Annotated in this window: 19 protein-coding genes and 1 riboswitch; of the genes, 15 read left to right on the top strand and 4 right to left on the bottom strand. The window is 70.7% G+C overall.

Annotated features, from left to right (window positions below; genetic code table 11):
- Positions 1–67 precede the first annotated feature (67 nt).
- Complete coding sequence (locus tag AL2_RS15990) at positions 68–373, top strand: SHOCT domain-containing protein (protein ID WP_210748245.1); 306 nt, start codon at positions 68–70, stop codon at positions 371–373.
- Positions 374–431: 58 nt separating this feature from the next.
- Here AL2_RS15990 and AL2_RS15995 read toward each other — a convergent pair whose 3' ends face one another.
- Positions 432–1,046: a MarR family winged helix-turn-helix transcriptional regulator gene (locus AL2_RS15995; RefSeq protein ID WP_083946569.1), complete on the bottom strand. Its 615-nt coding sequence runs from the start codon at positions 1,044–1,046 to the stop codon at positions 432–434.
- Positions 1,047–1,371: 325 nt separating this feature from the next.
- On the opposite strand from AL2_RS15995, the gene AL2_RS16000 reads away from it, so the two are divergent.
- The 3 genes from AL2_RS16000 (at position 1,372) to AL2_RS16010 (ending at position 3,998) form a co-directional block, all read left to right on the top strand.
- Positions 1,372–1,698 (top strand): DUF3263 domain-containing protein, encoded by a 327-nt coding sequence (locus AL2_RS16000; RefSeq protein ID WP_067634643.1) that lies wholly within the window; start codon positions 1,372–1,374, stop codon positions 1,696–1,698.
- A gap of 19 nt (positions 1,699–1,717) precedes the next feature.
- Complete coding sequence (otsB, locus tag AL2_RS16005) at positions 1,718–2,539, top strand: trehalose-phosphatase (RefSeq protein ID WP_218003665.1); 822 nt, start codon at positions 1,718–1,720, stop codon at positions 2,537–2,539.
- 169 nt (positions 2,540–2,708) lie between these two features.
- Complete coding sequence (locus AL2_RS16010; protein WP_067634647.1) at positions 2,709–3,998, top strand: hypothetical protein; 1,290 nt, start codon at positions 2,709–2,711, stop codon at positions 3,996–3,998.
- Between the two features lie 52 nt (positions 3,999–4,050).
- On the opposite strand, the gene AL2_RS16015 is transcribed toward AL2_RS16010, so the two are convergent.
- Together AL2_RS16015 and AL2_RS16020 are read right to left on the bottom strand one after the other, a co-directional pair.
- Positions 4,051–4,644: a PadR family transcriptional regulator gene (locus tag AL2_RS16015; protein WP_067634649.1), complete on the bottom strand. Its 594-nt coding sequence runs from the start codon at positions 4,642–4,644 to the stop codon at positions 4,051–4,053.
- Between the two features lie 192 nt (positions 4,645–4,836).
- Positions 4,837–6,897 carry a serine/threonine-protein kinase gene (locus tag AL2_RS16020; protein ID WP_210748738.1) on the bottom strand — a complete coding sequence of 687 codons (2,061 nt, stop codon included), beginning with the start codon at positions 6,895–6,897 and terminating at the stop codon, positions 4,837–4,839.
- On the opposite strand from AL2_RS16020, the gene AL2_RS16025 reads away from it, so the two are divergent.
- Positions 6,891–7,442 (top strand): RNA polymerase sigma factor, encoded by a 552-nt coding sequence (locus tag AL2_RS16025; RefSeq protein WP_067634651.1) that lies wholly within the window; start codon positions 6,891–6,893, stop codon positions 7,440–7,442. The genes AL2_RS16020 and AL2_RS16025 overlap by 7 nt on opposite strands.
- A 133-nt stretch (positions 7,443–7,575) precedes the next feature.
- Entirely contained in the window at positions 7,576–8,598 is a 1,023-nt protein-coding gene (locus AL2_RS16030) for a sulfotransferase family protein (protein ID WP_067634652.1), read from the top strand.
- Positions 8,599–8,655: 57 nt separating this feature from the next.
- Here AL2_RS16030 and AL2_RS16035 read toward each other — a convergent pair whose 3' ends face one another.
- A complete protein-coding gene (locus tag AL2_RS16035) occupies positions 8,656–10,155 on the bottom strand; it encodes an alpha,alpha-trehalose-phosphate synthase (UDP-forming) (protein ID WP_067634653.1) in 1,500 nt (499 codons plus the stop codon).
- Positions 10,156–10,264: 109 nt separating this feature from the next.
- On the opposite strand from AL2_RS16035, the gene AL2_RS16040 reads away from it, so the two are divergent.
- The 9 genes from AL2_RS16040 to AL2_RS16080 all read left to right on the top strand — a co-directional run bounded on the left by AL2_RS16040 (position 10,265) and on the right by AL2_RS16080 (position 19,608).
- Positions 10,265–11,203, top strand: a complete 939-nt coding sequence (locus tag AL2_RS16040; RefSeq protein WP_067634654.1) for a cation diffusion facilitator family transporter — start codon at positions 10,265–10,267, stop codon at positions 11,201–11,203.
- A 117-nt stretch (positions 11,204–11,320) separates the two neighbouring features.
- A riboswitch (SAM riboswitch) is annotated at positions 11,321–11,462 on the top strand.
- 16 nt (positions 11,463–11,478) lie between these two features.
- Complete coding sequence (gene thrC, locus AL2_RS16045) at positions 11,479–12,723, top strand: threonine synthase (RefSeq protein ID WP_067634655.1); 1,245 nt, start codon at positions 11,479–11,481, stop codon at positions 12,721–12,723.
- 13 nt (positions 12,724–12,736) lie between these two features.
- Positions 12,737–13,012, top strand: a complete 276-nt coding sequence (locus AL2_RS16050) for a MoaD/ThiS family protein (RefSeq protein WP_067634656.1) — start codon at positions 12,737–12,739, stop codon at positions 13,010–13,012.
- Between the two features lie 73 nt (positions 13,013–13,085).
- The gene (locus tag AL2_RS16055; protein WP_157438187.1) at positions 13,086–13,493 is read left to right on the top strand and encodes a DUF5959 family protein; all 408 of its coding nucleotides are present in this window, start codon (positions 13,086–13,088) and stop codon (positions 13,491–13,493) included.
- 344 nt (positions 13,494–13,837) lie between these two features.
- On the top strand, positions 13,838–14,200 hold the full coding sequence (locus AL2_RS16060; protein ID WP_067634658.1) for a hypothetical protein: 363 nt from the start codon (positions 13,838–13,840) through the stop codon (positions 14,198–14,200).
- Between the two features lie 953 nt (positions 14,201–15,153).
- Positions 15,154–16,785, top strand: a complete 1,632-nt coding sequence (gene groL / locus AL2_RS16070; RefSeq protein WP_067634662.1) for a chaperonin GroEL — start codon at positions 15,154–15,156, stop codon at positions 16,783–16,785.
- Between the two features lie 550 nt (positions 16,786–17,335).
- Positions 17,336–17,464: a hypothetical protein gene (locus tag AL2_RS39760; RefSeq protein ID WP_281181591.1), complete on the top strand. Its 129-nt coding sequence runs from the start codon at positions 17,336–17,338 to the stop codon at positions 17,462–17,464.
- A gap of 1,139 nt (positions 17,465–18,603) precedes the next feature.
- Complete coding sequence (locus tag AL2_RS16075; RefSeq protein WP_067634664.1) at positions 18,604–19,191, top strand: phospholipid scramblase-related protein; 588 nt, start codon at positions 18,604–18,606, stop codon at positions 19,189–19,191.
- Positions 19,192–19,251: 60 nt separating this feature from the next.
- Entirely contained in the window at positions 19,252–19,608 is a 357-nt protein-coding gene (locus AL2_RS16080; RefSeq protein ID WP_067634666.1) for a hypothetical protein, read from the top strand.
- Positions 19,609–20,310: the final 702 nt, after the last annotated feature.

The raw sequence follows: 20,310 nt of genomic DNA on the forward strand, positions 1-20,310 counted from the left end.
ACGATGCGGCACCCCGTACCCGTCGCCGAGCATCGACGTATCCGCACACAGGAAGGGTCGATGAACCATGTTGACGACGTTGGCGGCGCAGGCCGCGGCGATGCACCCGGGCGGCTGGCACGACGGGGACGCGCCCGCCTTCTGGCCGGTCTTCCCGATCACGTTCGGGCTGTTCTGGCTGGCCGTGCTGGGAACGGTCTTCTATCTGATCCGCCGCAGGATGAACGGCGGCGCCGCGGCGGCCGCGGCCGATCCGGCGGCGGCCGACCCGACGGCGAAGGCGCGCTCGGTCCTCGCCGAGCGGTTCGCCCGCGGCGAGATCGACGAGGACGAGTACCTCATGCGCGTCTCCACCCTCCGCAACGGCGACTGACCGCCGCCCGCAGCGGCCTCTGGAGAACCTGACCGGCGCCCTCCACCCGGGACGCCGGTCAGTCGGCGGCGGCTTCCTCGAAGATGCGGCCGATGCCGTCCGAGTACTCCGGTGCCCGGGCGGCCGCGCCGGCGAAGCGGGTGAGCAGCCGGGCGAACTCGGCGCGCTCGGCCGCCGTCCAGCCGGTCATGAGGGTGTCGAGGTAGGCGCGGCGGAACCGGTCGGCGACCCGCTTGACGCGCAGCCCCGCCTCGGTCAGCCCGAGGTTGGCGCGGCGCGCGTCGACGGGCGAGGGGCGCCGCGACACCAGCCCGGCGTCGATGGCGTGGCCGACCAGCCGGCTCGCGGTGGACGGGTCGATCTCCAGCCGTTCCGCGACGGCGCCGACCGTCACCTCGCACGGGCGCGCGGCGCACTCCGGCTTCGCGGCGGCGGCGGTGAGGGCGGCGACGGCGTTCACCACCATGAGGTTGGAGAGCTGCAGCGGCCGTCCGTCCGGGCCGGCGGACGTCTGGGCGCGGATCCGCTTCATGAGGTCGGGCTTGGCCCAGACGCGGCGCAGCTGGAACAGCGCCGTCGCGATGTCGGCGAGGGCGGGGCCGCCCGGCGGTTCGGGCGGCACCGGCGCGTCCGGCTCGGCGGGCCGTCCCGTGGCGGGGGTCTCCGTCGCCATGCAGGGTCTCCGTTCGCGTGTCGGACGCCGGACGTTGCGAACTCCTCACTCTAACCCATGCATTGTGCACATGTCTGGGGCCCTCGGGACTGCCGTTCGCGATGAGACACACGGCGCGAGAGAGCCGCAGGTGAAGCGGGATGTGATGCACTGAACCACCGGCCCCCGTTCCCCGCGAACCACCGGAACTTGTCGGCTCGGACGCGTAGCATGGCACCCGCCCGAACCCGGACGAGCCGGGATCAGTAACCACAGAGGGGACCTGATGCGAGCGGCGAACGCCCCCGGCGGGCCTCCAGGTGACGTCCCCCCACAGGACGGAAGCATGGACGATGGCCGACCCCCGCGACCCCTGACCGAAGACGACGAGGGCGGTGCGGACGACGCCGCCTTCCCCGCCGGCCACCTCTCCGAGCGCGAACGGCAGATCCTCGCCTTCGAGCGGCAGTGGTGGAAGTACGCCGGAGCCAAGGAGCAGGCCATCCGCGAGCTGTTCGACATGTCGGCGACGCGGTACTACCAGCTCCTGAACATCCTCATCGACCGACCCGAGGCGCTCGAATGCGACCCCATGCTCGTCAAGCGCCTCCGCCGGATGCGGTCACAGCGGCAACGCAGCCGCGCCGCGCGCCGACTCGGCATCCGGCCGTGATCCCAGCACACTGGGGCACGTGACTTCTCCCCGCTCCGCGACGGCCGCCGGCGCCGGCGGTCTCGACGCGATCCGCAGGAACCCGGCCGGGGCCGTGCTCGGCTTCGACTTCGACGGCACGCTCGCGCCCATCGTGGACGATCCGGCCTCGGCCCGGGCCCATCCCGGCGCGGCCCCGGCGTTCGCCCGGCTGGCCCCGCTGGTCGGCTCGCTGGTGATCATCACGGGGCGTCCCGCCGCGGTGGCCGTCGAGTACGGCGGCTTCGAGGGCATCGACGGGCTCGTCGTCCTCGGGCAGTACGGGCTCGAACGCTGGGAGTCCGGCGTGCTGACCGAGCCGGAGCCGCCGCCGGGCGTCGCCGAGGCCCGCGCGAAGCTGCCCGGCGTCCTCGCGGCGTCCGGCGCCCCGCCCGAGACCTTCGTCGAGGACAAGGGGCAGGCGCTCGCCGTGCACACCCGGCGGTGCGCCGAGCCGGAGGTCGCGCTGGAGCGGCTGCGCGGCATCCTCGCCGCGCTCGCCGAACGGACCGGGCTCGCCGTGGAGCCGGGCCGGCTCGTCCTCGAACTGCGGCCGCACGGCATGGACAAGGGGCAGGCGCTGCGCTCGTTCGTGGACGATCTCGGCGCCCGCCCGTCCGCCGTGCTGTTCGCGGGGGACGACCTCGGCGACCTGGCCGCGTTCGACGCCGTCGAGGAGCTGCGCGCGGAGGGCGTGCCCGGCGTGCTGGTGTGCAGCGGGTCGGCCGAGGTGACGGCGCTGGCCGAGCGGGCGGACGTGGTGGTCGACGGTCCGGCCGGCGTGGTCGGCCTCATGGGCGCCCTGGCGGACCTCGCGTCCTGACCCGGCGGGACGGCCTTGTAGGTCAAGTGACAAGAGTCCGAACCGGATTTGTCGTATCTCGCGAGACTCTGGGGGCGGCTGTGAACTCCGAGTCTAATTGCGCCAAAATATGCTGGATTACGGTAAAAGTGGTGCACGGGGGAGCCGAACGAGGACATTGGGAGGCCTGATGGTGGACACGGGACCGGGAGCCCCGCGCCGTCCGGACGACATCAGGCACACGCCGGCGCGCGGCATCCCCAAGGCCACGCCGCGGGAGGGAACGCCTGTCCAGCCGGCGGGCGTCCCCATCCCGCCGGGCGCGCCGATGCGTCCGATCGTCCAGTCGCCCCCGGCCGCCGACGCGCCACCGCGCGTCTGGGGCACGCCCCCGCCGGGCCCGGCGGCCCCGGGCCTCCCGCAGCCGCCCGGCCTCCCGCAGACCATCCGCCTGCCCCGGCCCGGCGGCCCGCCCGAACCGGCCGCCACGGCGCCGCCGGCCGACCTGCCGCAGCCGGGCGGCCGGCCCAGGCCGGGCGGCACCACTCCTTCCGGGGGCCTGCCGCAGCCGGGCGGCCCGGCCCCGTCCGGCGCCGCGGCGCGGCCGGCCGGCCTGCCGCAGCCGGGTGGGTGGGCTCGGGCCGGGGGCGGCGAGCCGGGCGGTGCGGAGTGGGCCGGGGTGCCCGAGGCGCAGGACGCCTACACCGAGCGCGAGGAGCGCTCGTCCCCGACCGGGCCGATGGGGGTCCGGGAGACGAGCGGCGTGCAGGTCCGGCTCGGATCGCGGGAGCAGGAGCAGGAACGGACGGCGCGCCGGCGCGCGGGGCGCCGCAGCGGGCTCGTCGCGGCGGGGGTGCTCGTCCTGGCCGGGCTGGTCACGGTCGGGCTCATCCTGACGCCCGGGTCGGGAGACGACGGCGGGACGGGCGCGGTGCAGGCCGGCGGGGAGCAGCGGCCCGGCGGTGACGCGGAACTGCCGGACACCGGCACGCCGATCACGATCGGTACCGCCGACGGGTACAAGTACAAGATCGCCACCGTGCGGGAGGGGGTCAGCGACGGTGTGGCGCCGACGTCCCAGTCCTCGCCGCCGTCGGGGACGTCGTTCCCCTACATCGAGTACGTCCTCAGCAACCCGTCCGGCAAGCGGGTCCTGCTCGACTTCCCCGGCGACGTGTTCGTCAGGCGGGCCCTCATCACGCCGGACGCGCGGGGACGGTGCATGCCGCAGGCCGGCGTCCCCGAGGACATGTGCACGCCGCCGACCAAGAGCCAGGTCGTGCGGCGCCTCGCGGGCGGCGAGCTGATCGCGGGCGACGGCGGCGACAAGTACCTGCCGCCCGGCTCGGTGTTCCTGGTGCGCGCCACGGTGGACGTCCCCGTCGACCGGGACGTCAAGCGCGCGGACATGGGCCTGTACGTGTGGAAGCAGCTCTACATGGCCGACCAGCTCGCCAGGCAGGCGCCCTTCCCGCGCTGAGACGCGAAACCGCCGCGGCCCGGCAGGCCGCGGCGGTTCCGGTCGGGGGCGCTCACTCGGCTTCGGGGTCGTCGGCGAGGATGCCGTAGAGGCGGCGGCGGGCGTCGTTGACGACGTCCAGGGCGCGCGCCTTCTGCGCCTCGCTGCCGACCGCCATCACCTGCTGGAGGGCGCCCATCAGCTGGCCGATGGCCTCGCGTCCGCGCAGGACGTTCTCGCCGGCGGCCTCGGTGACCTCGTCCCAGGGGGCGACGGTCTGGGCCGCCGCCTCCTCGCGGCCCGTGTCGGTGAGGGAGAACAGCCGCTTGCCGCCCTGCTCCTCGCTGCCGACCCTGCCCTCGTCCTCCAGCATCTGGAGGGTCGGGTAGACCGAGCCGGGGCTCGGCCGCCAGACGCCGCCGGTGCGGCCGTCCAGCTCCTGGATCATCTCGTAGCCGTGCATGGGACGCTCGGCGAGCAGGGCGAGCAGCGCCGCCCGGACATTGCCGCGCCGGGTCCGCCGGCCGCGCCCGCCGCGTCCGCGATGGCCGGGACCGGGCCCGAACCCGGGACCGCCCGGCCCCCACGGGCCGAACGGGTCCCCGCGCCGCTCGCGAACCTCGGGCCCCCGGCCCACGCCATGCCTTCTCTTCATGTGCTCATGCATCGCAGTCTCCTTACTAGTGATCGGTTGCGATGCATTAACGATATATCGGAATAGTTCGCGATGCAACATCGATCATCGGTACTGGGCAGGCTTGCGCCAAGGTGGGGGTGTGATGCCCGCCCGCAGTCCGGGGTAAGGGGCGGATACGTCAGCGCAGGCGATGCCTCGGACGCGTAGTCGACGCTCTGGGCGTTACAGCTTGACCTTCAGGTTGTCGAGGATGTCCTTGGCGGCGCCGCGGTCGTCGGTCTCCTTGACGCGGATCCACAGGCCGAACTTGCCGGCCTTGTCCTTGAGGCCGATCTCGGTCACCGACGGTGTGCCGGTCTTGCACGCGGTGAAGCTGACGATCGTTCCGCTGAGGGCGCCGTCCGGCGTGGTGTAGTCCTCCGGCGCGGCCTTCGTGCACTGCGGGTGGCTGGACGCGCCGGGCGGCGGAAGCTGGCCGGGACGCACGTCCGTGGTCACGCCGATGAAGACGCCGGGGCCCTTGCCGTTGCCGAGGAACGCGGCCTTGTCCGGGGTCGCGCGCAGCACGGGCCGCGGCTGGGTGTCGTTCAGCCCGACGGCGGACGGAGTCCACGTCTGCTCCGGGTCCAGCGGCCACGCCTTCGGCACCGCGGTCTTGATCTTTCCCGCCTTGTCGGAGGCGGCGACGAAGTCCTTCGGGACCGCCGGCGTCTTCTTGCCGTCCTTGCCGTCGCCACCGGAGAACAGCACGCCCAGCGTCAGCCCGCCGATCAGGGCCACCGCCAGCACGACCACGGTGATGACCAGAGGGGTGACGAACTTCTTGGGCGCTCCGCCGCCGCCGAGCCTGCTCATCAGGCCGCCCTGTTCGCCGCCCGGCCGCTGCCGGCCCGGGGGAGGGGGCTGGAAGCCCGTGGGCGGAGGCGGGCCGCCGTAGGGGCCGCCCATCGGCTGCGCGGGGGCGCCGCCGCCCTGCGGGGGCGGCTGGGTCGGGAAGACGGCGGTCTTGTTGTCGCCGCCCGGTGGCGGCGCCTGGTGCGGCGCCTGGTGCGACACCGTGCGGTCGTTGTCGTTGTCCGGCGCTGTGGGGCCCTCGGCCTGCCCGAACGGGACGGCGCGTCCGGCCGGATCGTCCACGATCGTCGCCTGCCCGCCGGCCGGCGGACGCGGCGGGACGCGCATCTCGGACGTGCGGACGTCGTCCTCCGCGGGCTGGTCGAGCCGTGTCCGCATCTCGGGTGCGGCGCCGCCATGGTTCGCCCCGACCGTCTGTCCGGGGCCCGGCGGCACGGCGGCGCCCGGCGCGGGCGGCCGGGCCGGGGAGCCGTCCCGGTAGAAGTCCTGGACGGTGGCGTCCGCGTCGATCCGCGGAGCCGGCGGCGCGGCCACGGGAGCCGGCGCGGGAGCGGGTGCGGGCGCGGCCGGGGCCGTCGTCGGGCGCAGCGTGGACAGCGCCTCCGCGAACGCCTCCGCGGTCGGCCACCGCTTCTCCCGCTCCACCTCCAGCGCCCGCATGATCACCTGGTCGAACGCCGGGGGCAGCCCCTCGCGCAGCTCGCTCGGCGGCGCCTTCACCGGCGCCGGGCCGGGGGCCCGCCCGGTGAGCATGTGGTAGGTCAGCGCGCCGAGCCCGTACACGTCGGCGCGGACGTCCAGCCCGCCGCCGAACCGAGCCTGCTCCGGCGACATGTACCCGGGGGTGCCGACCGGCAGCGTGAACGCCCCGGACGCGTGCGCCAGCGCCTTGGCCAGCCCGAGGTCGGCGATGAGCAGCTTCTCGCCGCCGTCCGCCGTCGACTGGAACAGCACGTTGGACGGCTTGAGGTCGCGGTGGATCACCCCGAGGGTGTTGATCACCTCGACGCCGTAGGCGATCTGCTCGGCGAGCGCGACGACCTCGCTGACCGGAAGTGGCCGTTCGCGCATGCGGTCGCCGAGCGTCCCGAGGTCGGCGTACGACATGACGAAGTACGGGCGGCCGTCCGGAAGCTCCCCGATGTCGTGCACGCGGACGAGCCGCTCGGAGTCGGCGCGGCGCAGGATCCGGGCCTCCTCAAGGAAGCGATTGCGCACGTCCAGATCGTCGACCAGGTTGCTGTTCAGCACCTTGATGGCGACCTGTGACTCCAGGGCGTCGTCGTGCCCCAGCCACACAGAGGCGAACGCCCCCGAACCCAGGACGCGATCGATTCGGTACCGGCCTACAGCTGGTGGGAAAGACACTCCCGTATCATCCCAGCAAACGGGGCGAGCCCGCGAACGAGCAATGAGGCGGCATGGCATTCGACGAGAGGACCGAGGAGCTGGCGGTCAAGGCCGCGCAGGGCGACCAGGGCGCCCTCAACGAGCTCCTCCGCAAGATCGAGCCGGACGTTCTCCGGCACGCCTCCCGGTTCCTGCCGTGCCGGCAGGACGCCGAAGAGGCCTGCCAGGACGCGCTGCTCCAGGTCGCGCGCAACATCCACCGGTTCGAGGGCCGGTCGCGGTTCAGCACCTGGCTGCACGTCGTCGTCGCCAACTCCGCCCGGTCCACCTACCGGTCGCTGAAGCGGCGCTCCGTCGAGCAGGCGGGCGAGCTCCCGCAGCAGCGCCCCGACCCCCGCAGGACCAGCGTCATCGCCGGTTCCCGGGTCGACATCCTGGACGCCATGGAGGACCTGGAGGCCCGCAAGCCGGACCTCATCCAGGCCCTCGTCCTGCGGGACGTGTCCCAGCTGGAGTACGCGGAGATCGCCGCGCAGCTCAACCTGCCGCTCGGCACGGTCAAGTCCCGCATCCACGAGGCGCGCAAGCAGGTCAGGCAGACGCTGGGCGAGTCCTACACCTGACCGGGCGACCACCTGACCGGGCGACCACCTGACCGGGCGGCGGCCGGACGGCTCGTCAAAGGTCGGTCATCGCGCGGTAACGGTCAGTGCATAATCAGGGCCGTGACCAGGGCGCCTCTACCAGCATGCGTGCATGCCATCCGGACCGGCCTCCCGCCACGCCCGCCCGATCTTCGTCCTCGGCTGCGCCCGTTCGGGGACGACCCTGCTGCGGCTCATGCTCCATTCGCACCCGCGCATCGCGCTGCCGACGGAGACGAAGTTCGTCCTCCCCGCCTATGCGGCACGGTGCGAGTTCGGTGACCTCGCGGACAGCAAGAACAGGCGCGCCCTCGCGGAGTGGATCACCGGCGACCGGTCGACCAAGGTCCAGGAGCTCGGCCTGGACGCCGCCGAGGTCATCGAGGAGATCGTCGCCGGGCCGCCGACGCTCGGCTCCGCGGTCGGCGCCGTGTTCCGCGCCTACGCGCGGCTGCACGGCAAGGCGCGCTGGGGCGACAAGCGTCCGAGCTACGCCCGGTACGCCGGCCCGCTGCTGCGGATGTTCCCGGACGCCCAGTTCGTCCACCTCGTCCGGGACGGCCGGGACTGCGTCGCGTCCCTGCTGGAGATGCCCTGGTACGACGGCGACGTCCACCACGCGATCTCGCTCTGGCGCGAGACGGTCGACCAGGGCCGCCGGCTCGCCGCGCGGCTCGGCCCCGACACCTACTACGAGCTGCAGTACGAGCGGCTCGTCGCCGATCCCGTCGACGAGCTGACACGGCTCTGCGGGTTCCTCGGCGAGGAATTCGACCCGGCGATGACGCACCCCGAGAGCCTCGCGCGGCGGACCGTCCCGTCCCGCAAGAGGTGGCACGGCCGGACGCACGACGCCGTCACCACGGGCCGCATCGGGTCATGGGCGGAGGGGCTCGACCCCTGGGAGATCAGCCTGGCGGAGGCCGCGTTCGGCGATCGGCTCGCCGAGTACGGCTACGAGCCGAGCGGGCTGCCGAAGCCGGCCGCGTCCCACCTCGCCCACTTCACCCGGGTCAGCGCCCACCGCCGCATGGCGCAGAGCAAGGACGCGCTGCGCGAACGCTGGAAGCAGCGCCACGAACCGAACCCGGTCGACTGCCGCCTGGTCCCCGAACCCTCCGCCAGCACCACCTGAAGCCCGCGGCGCGCCGCCCCGCCTTCTCGCCCGGAGCGGGCGGCGCGCCGCCTCTCCCTAGTCCAGGGCGGCGAGTTGGTCGGCGAACCAGCGCTGCGGAGGGAGCGCCGTCGCGGCGGCCGCGAGGCGGGCGCAGCGCTCGGCCCGCTGCGCGCGCGGCATCAGCAGCGCCTGGTGCAGCGTCTCCGCCGTCTGCGTCACATCGAAGGGGTTGACCATCAGCGCGTCCTCGGACAGTTCGGCCGCCGCCCCGGCCTCCCGCGACAGGACGAGCGCGCACCCCTCCTCCGACAGGACGGGCCCTTCCTTCGCGACGAGGTTCATGCCGTCCCGGATGGGGTTGACCAGCAGGACGTCCGCCAGGCCGTAGGCGGCGAGGGACCGCGGATAATCGTCGTTCACCTGCAGGATCAGCGGCTCCCAGTCGGCGGTGCCGAACTCGCCGGTGATCTGCTCGGCCATCCGCTGGACGGCCGCCGTGTACTCGCGGTACTCGGGCAGGTCGTAGCGGGACGGGTAGGCGAACGCCAGATGCACCACGCGTCCGCGCCACTCGGGATGGTTGACGAGCATCTCGCGGTAGGCGGCGAGGCCGCGCACGATGTTCTTCGACAGTTCCGTCCGGTCGATCCGCACGATGAGCTGACGGTCGCCCACCTGCTCCCTCAGCGCGCGCGCCCGTTCAGTGACGTCCTGCTGGGCGGCGCGCTTGCGCAACGCCGTCTCGTCGACGCCGAGACCATGGACGCCCACGTGCGTCGTGTGGCCCGCATAGGTGACGGTCCGAGCGGCACGGTCGACGCGTGCGCCGGGGACGAGTTCGCAGCAGTCGAGGAACGCCGCAGCCCACCGCTCGGTGAGGAAGCCCGCGTGGTCGGCGCCGAGGATGCCCAGCAGGATCTGCACACCGATGTCGTCAGGCAGCAGCTTGTAGTACTCCGGCGGCGCCCAAGGCGTGTGGGAGAAGTGGACGATTTTCAGGTCGGGACGCCGATCCCGGAGCATCCGCGGGGCCAGCGACAGGTGGTAGTCCTGGATCGCGGCCTTCGCGCCGTGGGCGGCGTCCCGCGCCAGGGCGTCCGCGAAGGCCGCGTTGTACGCCTCATAGGACTGCCAGTCACGCCGTGCACGAGCATCGAAATGCGGGCTGCGCGGCGTGTCGTACAGCAGGTGGTGGACGAACCACAGCGTCGAGTTGGCCACCGCGTTGTACGCACGGTGGAAGGTGGCCGGCGGGATGTCGAGCATCCGAACCGCCGCGCCACCGGTGTCGTGACCGGCTTGGTCTATGCGGCCGTCCGGTGCGAGGCGAGCGGCCGTCCGATCGGCATCGTTGAGGCTCGCGCACACCCACAGCACGTCCGGGCCCTGGCCGGACGGCGACGGCGTCCCCGCGGGCTCCGCCGGACGCGGCGGTCCAGGGTCGCGCGGGGCGCCCGTGACGGCGGCCAGGCCCGACACCAGCCCGCCCCCGCCACGCCGCATGGTGAGCTCGCCGTCCTCCGACAGCGAGAACGACACCGGGCCACGGTTGGATGCCACCAGCACTTGGCTCATACCCGCAGGGTCTCAGTTGTGACCGAGGCGCTCCACAGTGACCCACGTGGTTTCCGCCACGGACGGACCCGGCTGGATTAGCGCGTAACGCGAAGGGTAAACGGGCGGAATGAGCAGGTCCGAGACGAAGAAGACCGTGCTCGTCGCCGGTGCGGCCAACCTCATCCTCGCGATCACCAAGCTGATCGCCGGCCTGCTGGCCGGATCCAGCGCGATGCTCGCGGAGAGCGCCCACTCGATCGCCGACACCCTCAACCAGAGTTTCCTGTTCGCGTCGCTGCGGCGCAGCGAACGTCCCCCCGACAAGCGCCACCCCTTCGGATACGGCAACGAGCGGTACATCTGGTCGCTGCTCGCCGCGTTCGGGATCTTCATCGCCGGAGCCGGGTTCTCGATCTTCGAGGGCATCCTGACCATGACCGGCCACGGCGGCACCGGGGCGGCGGTCTGGCTCGCCTACGCCGTCCTCGCCCTCGCCGCCGTGCTGGAGGGGACGTCCTGGATCCGCGCCTACTACCAGGCGCGCATGGAGACCCGCGAATCCGACCGCGACCTCGTCGAACACGTCCGCCGGTCGCCCGACCTGACGTTCAAGACCGCGCTGTTCGAGGACAGCGCCGCGATGATCGGCCTTGCGCTCGCCGCCGGGGGGCTGGTGCTGCGGCAGATCACCGGGTCGGACCTCTGGGACGGGCTCGCGTCCGTCCTCATCGGCCTGCTGCTCGCCGGGCTGGCGCTGCTGATCGGCCGGGAGAGCACCGTCCTGCTGATCGGGCGGGCCGCCGACCCGGAGGCGCAGCGCGAGATCCGCGCGGAGATCCTCGGCGCGCCCGGCGTCACCGGCGTGGACGAGCTGCTCACCATGCACTTCGGCCCCGAGCAGCTGCTCGTCGCCGCCAAGGTCAACTTCTCCGACGACATCAGCGCCGACCAGGCCGAGGACGTCGCGGGGGAGATCGACCGGCGGCTCCGCGAGCGGCTCCCGATCGTCCGGCACGTGTTCCTCGACCCGACCCAGCGCACCGCCCGGACGGAGTCGCCCGCGTGATCAAGAACTCGTCCGGGTAACGTCTCACTCGGTGGACCTGGCTGTCTGGCATCCGGTCAGTTCATGTAAAGTCACGCATACGAGTTCAAACCGCTCGTGTTCTCGACAACTGAATACCGCTCATCCAGAGGGGTGGAGGGACCGGCCCTGCGAAGCCCCGGCAACCACCCGGCTATGGCGCGCTCGCGATCCTGCGAGGCCGGCCGGGAGATGGTGCCAACTCCGGCCTGCGACCAAGGTGGCGCAGGGAAGATGGGGAGAAAGGCCTCGCCCTCATGGCACTTACGCCTGCCACAGACCTCGGACCGGCTACCGCGCTCGTCTGCCGCGAATGCGGCTCCACCCGCGATCTCGGTCCCTTCTACGCCTGTGAAGAGTGTTTCGGCCCCCTGGAGATCGCGTACGACTTCCAGGGCGTCACCCGGGACTCCATCGAGTCCGGGCCCCGCAACATCTGGCGGTACCGGGGGCTGCTGCCCGTGCCGTCCAACGTCGCGGACACCCCCAACACCGAGCCCGGCCTCACCCGCCTCGTCCGCGCCGACAACCTCGCGGAGAGCCTCGGCCTGCAGAGCCTGTGGGTGAAGGACGACAGCGGCAACCCCACTCACTCGTTCAAGGACCGCGTCGTCGCCGTCGCGCTCGCCGCCGCCCGCGAACTCGGCTTCAAGGTGCTGGCCTGCCCGTCCACCGGCAACCTCGCCAACGCCGTCGCCGCCGCCGCGGCCCGCGCCGGGATCCGCAGCGCGGTGTTCGTCCCGTCCGACCTCGAAGCCCAGAAGATCATCACGACGGCCGTGTACGCCGGGACGTTCGTGACGGTCGACGGCAACTACGACGACGTCAACCGGCTCGCCTCGGAGATCGCCGGGGAGCAGGAGGACTGGGCGTTCGTCAACGTCAACGTCCGGCCCTACTACGCGGAGGGCTCCAAGACGCTCGGCTATGAGATCGCCGAGCAGCTCGGCTGGCGGCTGCCGGACCAGATCGTCGTCCCGGTCGCGTCCGGCTCCCAGCTCACCAAGATCGACAAGGCGTTCCAGGAGCTGATCAAGCTCGGCCTGGTCGAGGACAAGCCGTACCGCGTGTTCGGCGCGCAGGCCGCCGGCTGCGACCCGGTCGCCGCCGCGTTCAAGGCCGGCCACGACGTGGTCCGCCCGGTGAAGCCCGACACGATCGCCAAGTCCCTCGCGATCGGCAACCCCGCCGACGGCCCCTACGTCCTGGACGTCGCCCGCCGCACGAACGGCGCCGTCGAGGACGTCACCGACACCGAGGTCGTCGAGGGCATCCGCCTCCTCGCCCGCACCGAGGGCATCTTCGGCGAGACCGCCGGTGGCGTCACCGTCGCGACCCTCCGCAAGCTGATCGGCTCGGGGACCCTCGACCCGTCCGCCGAAACCGTGATCATCAACTCCGGGGACGGCCTGAAGACCCTGGACGCCGTCGCCCCGGTCGTCGCGCCGTCCGCGAACATCGCGCCGTCCCTCGACGCGTTCCGCGCCGCCGGCCTCGCCTGAGAAAGGGAGCACCATGAGCGTTTCCGTGCGCATCCCGACGATCCTGCGGACCTACACCGGCGGCGAGTCCGAGGTGAAGGCCGACGGCACCACCCTGCGCGCCGTCGTCGCCGACCTGGAGACGAACTACTCCGGCATCTCCGCCCGCATCCTGGACGACGCGGGCAAGATCCGCCGCTTCGTGAACGTCTACGTCGGCGACGAGGACGTCCGCTTCGCCGACGGCCTCGACACCCCCACCCCCGACGGCGCCCAGATCTCCATCATCCCCGCCGTCGCGGGCGGCTGACGCCCCGTCCGCGAGCCCGGTCCCGGTACCGGGACCGGGCTTGCGACCATCTTCCGGGTCTACGATGACGCGGGTGGAAGAGCATGACGCGCCCGAATTGATCCACCTTGCCGACGACCTCGGGAACAGTGTCGTCCTGCGGGTGACGGGCCAGGAATCCGGCGGCCTCACCGGTGTGATCGAGGTCGGCAGCTACTTCGTGAGCGGCGGCATCAAGACCTGGCTGGACGCCGAGGACCTGACCGCGTGGGAGAAGGTCCTCGACTCCCTGGCGCAGGGAGACGACGGCGCCGCGTGGCGAGAGGGCCAGCGCGCGACCGAACTCCACCTGGAAATCGACGACGGCGGCCGCGTGCACGCCGCCGTGGTGGATTCGCATTCCTTCCTGGTGACGGTCGAACTCACCATCGAAGTCGCCGCCGATTGGCTCGACGACCACCGCGACCGCCTGACCGCCACCCGCGCGCTACTTCCCCGGTAGCCCGGTCGACCCCACGGGTCATCGCCGGGCCAGGACGCCGCCGATGAACAGCAACATTCCCAGATAGTCCTGCCACCCGATACTCGCCATGGCGCAACTGAAGTCGCAGTTGGGCGGCGGCGGGCTTTGCAGCCAAACGACTAGCCATGCCGCGGCCAGGCACGACACGCCGACCGCGAACGGCACTCCAGCAACTCGCCAGAAAGGGCCGACCCGCCGCCCGCGCGCTCCCATACGGCCATGATGCCCGGCCTTCCCGCCGCCCCGCATCAGCCTGAAGTCTGACCCCGCCCCTACGTGATCACGAGTGGATTTTGCGGCGCCCCGGCAATAGCCTCCATCGCGTGAGCGACGACATCCAGCAGATTCAGCCACTCGACTCCGGGATAACCGAGGAGTGGGCGCGCAATACGGATGAGCCGGACCTGCGCGCCGTATCGGCCGCCAAGCTCCGCGAGGGACCGTGGTGGAGCGTCGGCGTTCAGGTCATGGAGTTCATCCGCGCAGAGCCTCTCGAATCCGAACTGCGCCGCCGCATCGCCGCCGCGCTGACCAGCGTCAGCGGCGTCGCCGATGTCGAGGAGGAGGACCGGGAAGTGTGGACAGTGACCGGAGACCCCACAGGCAAGGCGCTGGTCGAGGCGGTCGCCCAGGTACTGGACGACCTGGCCCACCGAACCCGCACAGCCTGCCGTCATCCTGAATGAACTGGCATTGCCGTCACTCGGAAAGCTCGCGGCGGCACAGCGTAGCGAATTCGTTCACCGTACGTCTAAGCTCCCGGTGCTCTGTGGTCCCGGCGTCCAATTCCGCCAGTTGACCCGAGAGGTAGGAGTCGCTCAAACACAAGCCGCCTTGCGCCGCAGCCTCAGACACCTGGTCGGCCTTGCCGGCTGCCTCTTCCAATCCAACGATCTCCGCTCTTGGCACGCGCATCGTTGAAGGCAACGACAATCTCGCTCGCCTCACCAATCATCCGGCGCGCCTCCTCGTCATCGGGCACGCCGTGCGCGAAGCGGAAGAGAGCCATGCGCAAGATACGGACATACGCATGTGCAACGCTAAGGAAGCTGGCGTAGGCGTCAGCGCGTTCGCTTCTGCGGTTCATCCCCGTTCGTGGTCGAGACGGCGCCTGTCCGCCCGGCCACCCAAGAACGCAGTCAGAGACGCTCCCCCCAGAGCCGCAACAAGGCTGAAAGGGCCAACCTGGTGGCTCGCGCTGGGCGCTCGGCGGCCATGCCGCAGGGCACGGATGCTCCTCCTGCTCCGGTCGCGGAACGCGCGGAGCAGACCGTCGTCCCCCTGCCCCACGCCGGTGCATGCGTTCAGCGAACGTTCCGCAAAGACCGGCGGACGATCACACAGTGGATCACGGCGACACACCCATGAGGCTCCCGAATGAAGCTCCATCGCAGGTGAGAACGGGTCCGGACGGGTAGATGAACGTTCTCCCGCTCAGGATGTGTGGCGCTTGCACTCGGCAGGGTAGAGTGCTAAAAAACGGTTGGCACTCTACTGTGGAGAGTGACAACTTCACAGTCTGGGTCGGGGCGATGAGGCCTCAGTCCGGCGGCGGAATGGAAGTCGTCGGCGGGGGCCGTCCGTCGCGGGCGTCGGCTCGATCCGTCTAAGCCACCTTGTTCCGGGAGGACTGGAGCCTATGGCTGCAAAGATGATCGCGTTCGACGAGGAGGCCCGTCGTGGTCTCGAGCGCGGCATGAACCAGCTGGCCGATGCCGTAAAAGTGACCCTTGGTCCGAAGGGTCGCAACGTCGTGCTGGAGAAGAAGTGGGGCGCCCCCACGATCACCAACGACGGTGTGTCGATCGCCAAGGAGATCGAGCTCGAGGACCCGTGGGAGAAGATCGGCGCGGAGCTCGTCAAGGAAGTCGCGAAGAAGACCGACGACGTCGCGGGTGACGGCACCACCACCGCGACCGTGCTCGCCCAGGCGCTGGTGCGCGAGGGCCTGCGGAACGTCGCGGCGGGCGCGAACCCGATGTCGCTGAAGCGGGGCATCGAGGCCGCGGTCGAGCGGGTGAGCGAGGAGCTGTCCAAGCTCGCCAAGGACGTGGAGACCAAGGAGCAGATCGCCTCGACGGCGTCCATCTCCGCGGGCGACCCGCAGATCGGCGAGATGATCGCCGAGGCGATGGACAAGGTCGGCAAGGAAGGCGTCATCACGGTCGAGGAGAGCCAGACCTTCGGTCTGGAGCTCGAGCTCACCGAGGGGATGCGCTTCGACAAGGGCTACATCTCGCACTACTTCGTGACCGACCCCGAGCGGATGGAGGCGACCCTTGAGGACCCGTACATCCTGATCGTTCAGGGCAAGGCCTCGGCCAACAAGGACCTGCTGCCCGTCCTCGAGGGCGTCATGCAGTCCGGCAAGCCGCTGCTGATCATCGCGGAGGACGTCGAGGGCGAGGCCCTGGCCACCCTGGTCGTCAACAAGATCCGCGGGATCTTCAAGTCCGTGGCCGTGAAGGCCCCGGGCTTCGGCGACCGCCGCAAGGCCATGCTGGGCGACATCGCCACGCTGACCGGCGGCCAGGTCATCAGCGAGGACGTGGGTCTCAAGCTGGAGAACACCACGACCGACATGCTGGGCCGCGCCCGCAAGGTCGTCATCACCAAGGACGAGACCACCATCGTGGACGGCGCCGGTGACGCCAACGAGATCGCGGGACGGGTCAACCAGATCCGCACCGAGATCGACAACACCGACTCCGACTACGACCGCGAGAAGCTCCAGGAGCGCCTGGCCAAGCTCGCGGGCGGTGTCGCGGTCATCAAGGCCGGCGCCGCGACGGAGGTCGAGCTCAAGGAGCGCAAGCACCGCATCGAGGACGCCGTCCGCAACGCCAAGGCCGCGGTCGAGGAGGGCATCGTCCCCGGCGGTGGCGTGGCGCTGCTGCAGGCCGGCACCAAGGCGTTCGACAAGCTGGAGCTGTCGGGCGACGAGGCCACCGGTGCGAACATCGTCAAGCGCGCTCTCGAGGAGCCGCTGAAGCAGATCGCCGTGAACGCCGGCCTTGAGGGCGGCGTCGTGGTGGAGCGGGTCCGCAACCTGACTCCGGGTGAGGGCCTCAACGCCGCCACCGGCGACTACGTCAACATGTTCGAGTCCGGCATCCTCGACCCGGCCAAGGTGACCCGGTCCGCGCTGCAGAACGCCTCGTCGATCGCCGCGCTGTTCCTGACCACCGAGGCCGTCATCGCCGAGAAGCCCGAGAAGAACCCGGCCCCGGCGGGCGACCCGTCCGGCGGCATGGGCGGCATGGACTTCTGATCGGCGCCGCGTAGCCAACGCGACATTAGAAAGGGGCGGCCCTCGGGCCGTCCCTTTCTGCGTGCGCGTCCGGGACGACCCCTGCTGTGCCGCGACCGCCCGCCTGTGATGAGCCGAGTGGATTCCCTCGGCCCGCATTGGACGAGACCAGGTATGAAAACGCCGGGGCGCGGTGCTTATGGACGTGACCGACGCCGGAGCCGCGGCGCAGCTGACCGGGCCCGAGGCCAAGACAGGTCGTCCACTACGCGTGGCAGCCCGCGGTGCCGCCTACCGCTGGACGGAATGGCACGACTTGCCTGCATCAAACCCAAGCCCACCCGCTCCGGACGTCCGCCCAAGGCATCTAGCTACCTTGCACTGAGCGAGAGGCGCACCTACTCACCCGTCCTAACCTGAACGGCGGATATGGCACGCGGTCAGCATGGCCGCCGATCCGATCCCTCTAGGACCGCTTTGTCCGCTTAGCCTGCGGACACATCTGCCCAGCAGCGTGGCCACCGGCACAGGTTGCGGCCCTGCACCGGCACCGTGGCGGACGGCATGCATCTTGAGATGCTTCCCTGACGGCTTCTCCCTCGGAATCACCGCGCCTGGCAGCCGCTGCCTGCTCGCCTGCATCCCGATCCTGAACACTGCGGCGGACGGCGGACGCATCCCGTCCGGCATCGAGGTGTAACCGCGCGCAAGGCCAACGGCGTCGAGCAGCAGAGAGGGTCTCACCTGGTCCGCGTCGATGCTGCCGCGCTGGTGCTGCGGTTCGCGGCGTGCTGGCCGCGTGCGGGTGTGCTGTGCCGGGTCGGTGTTGTCGGTCTGGCCGGGTTTGTCGGCTGGTGCCGCCGTGCTGGCGTTGTCGTTGGCGGTGTTGCTGGCCGCGTGCGGCGTGCTGCGCCGGGTCCGCGTCGTCGGTCTCGCCGGGTTTGTCGGCCGGTGCCGTCGCGCTGGTGCTGCGGTTCGCGGTGCCGCTGGCCACGCGTGGTGTGCTGCGCCGGTCGGCGATCTGCGAGACGCCGCGCAACAGCTGGCCGCTGCAACCTCGGCGGGCGATTGCTACACAGGGAGCCGAGCTGGCGAACTCGCGTAGTCCGCCGGCCCGCGTCAGCGAGATGGGCGAGTCGCTGGAGACTTCGATGGGGCAGGCGGCGCGACCGCAGCCGATCTTCTGCTTCTCGGAGTGCTTCCCCCTGCGAGGGGGCGTACCTACCCCGTCCCAGCCCGGGTAGTGGGTGCAGGCGTGTGGCGGCGGCGGTGGCGGTTGCGCGGAGGCTTTGAACTGATGCTCCCCGCGCATCTCCCGACCGTCAGGGTGTGCCAGTCCCCACCAACGTGGACGGGGCATGCAGTACGCAATCTTGCGGCGACTGCGGCTCTGTCGGATTGCCAGCTTCGGAGGAGGAGACGCTGCTGACTCGTGCTCCGGCCTTCCAGGTGGCAGTTGTCCACACGAATCGGCCACCTGTCGAGTGGAGCGAGCACGGGTCGGCTGTTGCGAGGGCGAGTATTGGGCAGGGCGAGAAGCTCTCTGTGCGGGTGTTGGGGGAGTCGTCGCGTCGGGGGTCCGTGTGCTTCCTGAGCGGCAGGGGTGCCCGGACGGGGAGAAGGTTGTGTCTTCGGGATGGGCGACCCGGTCCGAGTTTGCCCAGGTCAGGCCGGGTGTGGGTGGTCCGCCAGAGGGTTACCGGTTGTCGGCGCGAAGCGAAAGAGCTTTCCCTTTCGGGGCGGCGCTTGGCAGGATCGCCCGTTGGACACCCGTACGTGGGTGCCGAGTCATGGACAGTGAGGCGGCCCGCGCATGCGGCCGATGAGGCAGGAGAACACGTGAGCGAAGTGTTCAGCTCCCCGGTGCTCAAGGTCGAACAGCCTCGCAGGGGCCCGTTCGCGAAGTCGCGGTACAAGGTGATGGACGGTGACGGAACCGTCCTCGCGATCGCCGGGCAGACGAATGACGAGGGTCGCTCCGAGATGCGGGGCCTGTTCCCCGGCAAGTCGAACCTCGACGCACGAGCCGTCATGCTGTCCACGCCCGATGGCGAACCGCTATTGGTCGTGGACAAGCAGAGCGGGCGTGAGTACACCGAGATCCTCCGGCCGGACGGAGAGCGCGTCGGGTCATTCGTCACCGAACGCGTCGGGCGCCGCTACGTCATCTACGACGATGACGGCACTCTGATCGGGGCCGTGGACGTCGATGTACCGCGCAACAACTTCCTGGTGAAGGACGCCGACGGCGGCAGGGTGGCCCATGTGCGCAAGAAGTGGGCCGGGCTGGCCACGCACTTGCTGACGACGGCGGACAAGTACGCGATCGAGATCTCCGATCCGGTCCGGGAGCCGTTGCGGACCATGGCCGTCATGACGGCGATCGTCATGGACATGAACCTCCACGAGGCCAAGGAGATCACCTGATCGTGGCCGCGGCCCGCGCTGGGCCTTCCCGGCTTCCTCGGGGCGAGGTACCGTCCGTTCGTGCAGGTCATGCCGGAACGGACGAATGGCTGGTGGGTCTCGCCGGCCCTCCCGACGATCGCGAACTGCATGCTGGCCGTCCTGTGGTTCTTCTCCGCAGTCGGCGGCTGGGGTGATGCGGCCTTCTGCGGCGAGGCCGATCGCCACGATCCGGGATGCGCCGCCGGCTTTGACGATGCGGTGAGGCTTTCGGGGGCGGTCGCGCTCCTCGCTGCCGCCCTGGCCGTCACCGCGTGGGCCCTGCACGGTGTCCGGCGCCGGCCCGGTCGGCTGGACGCCCTCCTGACCGTGGCGGCTTTCGTCTGGGTTCTGGCTGAAGCGGTTCTCTTCGTCGGTGGATACCTGGCCCAGCCGTGAGGCTCGTTGTTCATACGGCGTTGCCAAAATGAAATATTGGCGGCTCGGACGGTGTTGCGGACGCGGATGAAGTGGCCTGAAACCAGGCAAAATCCGAGGTGAGACGGGCCGTGTACGCAGCCTCGACCGGCGGAGCGACCGGTCCTGAGGCGATCCGCCACCGCGAGCCGGTTTGACGTCTCCGTTCCTTGGGCATACTGTTCACTTCGCCCCAAGGGATTGCGGGACGCCTTACGGCGGCCGGCCCGAAGGGAAACCACCTACGAACTAGCCGACGCGGCTCAGCCGTGCCTGCTGTTGTGTGGTGGCGTCGGAAAAGGCCTGGTTTTGACAATCCGGCTGGATCTGGTGAAATAGCTGCACCGCTCCGAAGGTGCCGCGCAAGCGGCATTGGACGGGCGTTACCGGAGAAAGCCGAAATTGACAAATCGGCTGGATCGGGTAAAGTAAAGCGAGTCACCCCGGAGCGGGAAACGCGAGAGCGGGTCCGGCGCGGTGGGTGTCCGTTTCTTGAGAACTCAACAGCGTGTTAAAAGCCAGTGCCTTTATCGGCTCGGTCTTTCTTTTGGGGAGGGCTGGGTCGCCCCGTGTGCCATCTTCGGATGGTGGGGATTTCTTTGAGGCAATGCTGTCCCTCTTTTGGGGGATGGTGATGCTGGGATTGTTTCCAAGGTTTGGCCGGCTGGGGTTCGCTCCCTGGTT

It is taken from the genome of Actinomadura latina NBRC 106108, assembly GCF_001552195.1.
GTDB lineage: Bacteria > Actinomycetota > Actinomycetes > Streptosporangiales > Streptosporangiaceae > Spirillospora > Spirillospora latina.

Excerpts from the sequence above, each read along its gene's own strand:
- AL2_RS16030 (WP_067634652.1), top strand. The coding sequence starts at position 7,576 with ATGCCATCCGGACCGGCCTCCCGCCACGCCCGCCCGATCTTCGTCCTC.
- AL2_RS16015 (WP_067634649.1), bottom strand. The coding sequence starts at position 4,644 with ATGCATGAGCACATGAAGAGAAGGCATGGCGTGGGCCGGGGGCCCGAG.
- AL2_RS16040 (WP_067634654.1), top strand. The coding sequence starts at position 10,265 with ATGAGCAGGTCCGAGACGAAGAAGACCGTGCTCGTCGCCGGTGCGGCC.
- AL2_RS16000 (WP_067634643.1), top strand. The coding sequence starts at position 1,372 with ATGGACGATGGCCGACCCCCGCGACCCCTGACCGAAGACGACGAGGGC.
- AL2_RS15990 (WP_210748245.1), top strand. The coding sequence starts at position 68 with ATGTTGACGACGTTGGCGGCGCAGGCCGCGGCGATGCACCCGGGCGGC.
- groL (WP_067634662.1), top strand. The coding sequence starts at position 15,154 with ATGGCTGCAAAGATGATCGCGTTCGACGAGGAGGCCCGTCGTGGTCTC.
- AL2_RS16035 (WP_067634653.1), bottom strand. The coding sequence starts at position 10,155 with ATGAGCCAAGTGCTGGTGGCATCCAACCGTGGCCCGGTGTCGTTCTCG.
- AL2_RS16050 (WP_067634656.1), top strand. The coding sequence starts at position 12,737 with ATGAGCGTTTCCGTGCGCATCCCGACGATCCTGCGGACCTACACCGGC.
- AL2_RS16025 (WP_067634651.1), top strand. The coding sequence starts at position 6,891 with ATGGCATTCGACGAGAGGACCGAGGAGCTGGCGGTCAAGGCCGCGCAG.
- AL2_RS16010 (WP_067634647.1), top strand. The coding sequence starts at position 2,709 with ATGGTGGACACGGGACCGGGAGCCCCGCGCCGTCCGGACGACATCAGG.
- AL2_RS15995 (WP_083946569.1), bottom strand. The coding sequence starts at position 1,046 with ATGGCGACGGAGACCCCCGCCACGGGACGGCCCGCCGAGCCGGACGCG.
- AL2_RS16020 (WP_210748738.1), bottom strand. The coding sequence starts at position 6,897 with ATGCCATGCCGCCTCATTGCTCGTTCGCGGGCTCGCCCCGTTTGCTGG.
- thrC (WP_067634655.1), top strand. The coding sequence starts at position 11,479 with ATGGCACTTACGCCTGCCACAGACCTCGGACCGGCTACCGCGCTCGTC.